Annotated in this window: 1 protein-coding gene and 2 pseudogenes; 1 reads left to right on the forward strand and 2 read right to left on the reverse strand. The window is 56.3% G+C overall.

Features of this window, described 5'->3' with window-relative positions; translation table 11 throughout:
• Window positions 1-1130, reverse strand: a pseudogene (locus ABJQ89_RS21020) (hypothetical protein); the annotation flags it as partial.
• 232 nt (window positions 1131-1362) lie between these two features.
• Here ABJQ89_RS21020 and ABJQ89_RS21025 point away from each other — a divergent pair.
• Window positions 1363-2634, forward strand: a complete 1272-nt coding sequence (locus ABJQ89_RS21025; protein WP_348404400.1) for a glycosyltransferase — start codon at window positions 1363-1365, stop codon at window positions 2632-2634.
• Between the two features lie 1024 nt (window positions 2635-3658).
• On the opposite strand, the pseudogene ABJQ89_RS21030 reads toward ABJQ89_RS21025, so the two are convergent.
• Window positions 3659-3932, reverse strand: a pseudogene (locus ABJQ89_RS21030) (hypothetical protein); the annotation flags it as partial.

The raw sequence follows: 3932 nt of genomic DNA on the forward strand, positions 1-3932 counted from the left end.
GTACCATCGCTGAGCACCCCTTCTTCGTCACCAGAATACGTTACTGTGACTGGGCCTGCGGCGTCAGAGACGTCAATCACATCCCTGTCGTCCCCGCCTTCACCACCGGCGAATGTTGTGCCATCAAAATCGCTGGCGATCTGTAATGTGTCGGCGTCATCGCCCCCGAACACGCTGTCCGCTCCCGATACGTTCGATATAATGTCATCGCCCGCGCCGCCGTAAACGGTGTCGTTGCCCGTGCCGGTCTCGACGCTGTCATCACCGCCCTGCATGTCGAGCAGATCGTCACCGGCCCCTGCCAGGACGGTCTCGTTTCCGGCGTACCCAGAAACGGTATCGTTGCCGGCGCCGGTATCGATGTGGAAATCAGTGGCGATGGAATATGTCTGCGCATCGACGCTGTCTGCGCCATCCGTCAAGGTCAGGCGTTCGACCTGTTCGAAGGTGATCGTCTCTGCGCCATCAAAAATCGTGCCAGCTTCGTCGGCGGTGTAGGTGACGGTCACTGGGCCCGACGGTACCGAGGCATCAATGCCGCCCAAGCTGCCGCCCTCTCCGCCGGTGATGGTGTCGCCACCAAGACCAGTGGGGATGGAAAACGTCGTGCTTTCTGATCCGCTTGCCGCAACATTTTCGTTGTTTCCCCGAGGGGTTGCGGCGTCTACTTCCCCTGAACGGGCTTGGGGCGTTTCAAAAGGGATATTGGCATCTGTGTTTGTCGAGGGGGCGTCGATGGGAGTGCGCGGCGTGAGTTGAATGGGCGCGGGGGATGACGATGGTGGCCCGAATGGGTCCGCCGCGCCGTTTTGAGATCCAGACGAGAACACGGCCGCCGAAGGTTCGGATGGTGCGAGCGTACCTGCGCCGTCTGAGGAGAGCTGAACCCCGTTGGCATCCGGTGCAGGCGCGCCTGTGGGGTCGTCCACGATGAAGCTCTGACTTGTATCGGCTTGTTCAAACACCGGTAAAACGCCGAGCAAAGCCGCGCTTGATGCGCCAACCTGAGCGTCTGCCCCGCCGGATTCGCCGCTATTTTGAACCGAACTCGGGTCTTTTTCGACCTTTTTCTGGTTGCCTTGCGTCGGCGCAGTCGCACCTACGCCGGGCTTTGATGTCCCCGTACTCATACACAAATCCACTCACCACTACGACACCACCCATCGCAGTGCGAGAATAGAAAGCAAAAGTTTTAACAGTCTGCTAATGAATGCCGAAAATTACGCCGGGGTTTCGAATGCACGTCAAATGGCGGTTTTACGTAGGTCATCTGATAACCTGAGGTAAAGCTTTGGCGATTATCTTTGCGCAGCTTCGCCCGGAAGATTTTATTCAACCGGCCCCGCAAATTTGAGTCAAATTATGAAGATCTTATTCATACACAAAAACTATCCCGCGCAATTTGGACGCCTGGCATATTGGCTCGCAGGGCAGGGTTGGGATGTCACATACGCCACTGCGCGCGATGATGTGCGGTCAGATCTCCTTAATATTGTTCCGTTTCAGATCCACCGCGAGCCGTCGAAACAGACCCATCACTATCTGATCGGTACCGAACGTGCTGTGCTGTCGGGGCAAGGGTTAGTGCGCACGGCGTTGGCGTTAAAAGAAAAAGGATACCAGCCGGATGTTGTTGTTGCCCATTCGGGGTGGGGGGTTGGTTTTTTCGTCAAGGACGTCTGGCCGCAGACAAAATACGTGCAATACGCAGAATGGTACTACACCTACCCCCATGCGGACCGAACCGCTGATTTCACCCCCAAACACCCGGTTGAAGAAGGCGCAAAAGCCCGGACGCGAAATGCGCCATTTTGGCTCGATTTCAGCGCGGCGGATGCCACGGTGTGCCCGACGCAGTACCAAGCGTCGACGTTCCCCGACAAGATCCAAGATCACATCACCGTTTTGAATGATGGTTTTGACACCAAAACCCATTGCCCCGCTCCGCGCGATACGGCGTTCCTTGAGGCGCAAGGTGTACCACCCGAGGCCAAGCTGGTCACTTATATCGCCCGAGGAATGGAGCCGACCCGCGGGTTTCCGGACGTGATGCGCGCCGTCGAGGCGTTGCAGAAACTGCGCGATGACGTGCATGTTGTGATCATTGCAGATGATCGGGTCGCGTATGGTGCCAAGGGCCCGGGCCCATCGTGGAAAGAGCGCATGTTAGAGGCGTTAGATCTTGATGTGTCTCGGATTCACTTTGTGGGTCTCGTGCCGCGCCGCAGTATGGTCAAGTTTCTTCAGGCGTCGAATGCGCATTTATATCTGTCTGCGCCCTTCGTGTTGTCGTGGTCTTTTGTCGAAGCAATGGCCTGTGGGACGCCAATCGTTGCCGCGCGTTCTGCGCCGGTTGAGGATTTTATGACCCATGGTGAGAGCGGTCTGCTGGTTGATCCAACGGCCACGGGGGACGTCGTGCAAGCGTTGCAAGATATAATAGATGCCCCTGAATTGGCGGGCCAACTAGGTGCGCGCGCGCGGTCCGAAATCGTCAGGAAATATGATGGTGAGACGATCATATTCCCTCGGGCAGCGCGGTTTTTTGGCGACCTTTGCTGCGAGGTGTTTTCAAGTTTGGACGTAGATGTCGAAACCCCTTTTGGTGCGCGCGCGTCCTCGGCTTTTGACTGAAGGCCGGTGACTTTCCCTGTGCGCACTACGCCTAGTGCTAGCCTGATGGGGTAATCTCCCATTGTTAGTGGGCTCCAGCCGCAGAATTCATATAAGCATCCGGTCTGCCGCCCTATGAGGCCGTTTTCCATGGCAATGGGTCATCGACGCGGTTGATTTATAGTCTGGGATGCGTGCTAAGGTACCGCCCAGCAAAGCCTGAGGCTCGATGCGGCTCAGTTTGGTGTTATAGATGATCGCGGCAGTTTTGCTGCCGGTCTGTGATCTGACGAACAGATCGTTTTTGCATCTGATTGCGACAAACCGCATGGTTCGTTCTGCGGTGTTGCTCTCTAATTCTAGGATGCTGTGATTGAGGTCGGGCCACAGCCTTGGCATGCGCGTCGGTGTATAGCGCATTGCACTTGCCAGCGGCGATTTGCCCGAGTTCGCGCGACCACCGGGGGGGCGATCCAAGCGCTTATTTTTCGACCGCCTAGAGTTGAGCGATGCGCTTTATGGCTTCATCTGCGGTAGCCGAACTTTGGGCGCGGTGAACATCGATGAACTTGCGCCTGATGTGCGCCGTGCAGCCACCTCGCGGATGCCGCCGGAACGACAGAAGCCTTCGAATCCAGCAAATCACCCATTGCCCGGGAGGGCATTGCGGAGCAATGTCCCGAGAGGAGGCATGCATCCAGCCCTGATATTTTGCGAGATTATTTTTGGAGTGCTGCCCTTTGTGGTCTGGGGAGAACTGATACTAGCTAGCGGGTGGGATGTCGCTGCGCCAAGTACTTTCATCACGGCCGTAATCCCATAGACGCGCCGTCGCCGTCTTACTGGTGCCAGGGGCAAGCATCTTAATCAGGGTATCATCTGCAAAGATGGCCTGTCCGGACAGCACATACCGCCCTCCTGTCAACATGTACCGCCGAGCAGGGGATGCGCCGTGATCCATTTGTTTAGCGTCAGCATCCAACACCCACCTTCTCGGGATATTGCTGCGCAATACCCTGTCAGGCAAAGATCATCAGCAATCTGCTTACGTGTCAGCCCACTGGTCAACGCGATGCGTACCGCACCTTGGCCAAATTCGTCCGTTCGTTTCAGTCCGATGGTCGATATCCTTTGTTGCAGTAAATGCTATCAAAAGAGCGGCATCAAACCCCGACAAGCCCAAATCATTGCCGGGCAGCGGGACGAATGGCTCGGGCAACGCATCGATAAAATGTCGACGAGGAACAAAGTAACTGGATATATCCGGACTTACAAAAATGAGTGATCCAACGCGGGTACACGCGATATGTTCCCCTCTT

This window comes from Planktotalea sp. (genome assembly GCF_039984035.1).
Classification (GTDB): Bacteria; Pseudomonadota; Alphaproteobacteria; order Rhodobacterales; family Rhodobacteraceae; genus Planktotalea.

Bases quoted from the DNA above. Each gene is read 5' to 3' on its own strand.
- ABJQ89_RS21025 (WP_348404400.1), top strand. From the start codon at position 1,363: ATGAAGATCTTATTCATACACAAAAACTATCCCGCGCAATTTGGACGC.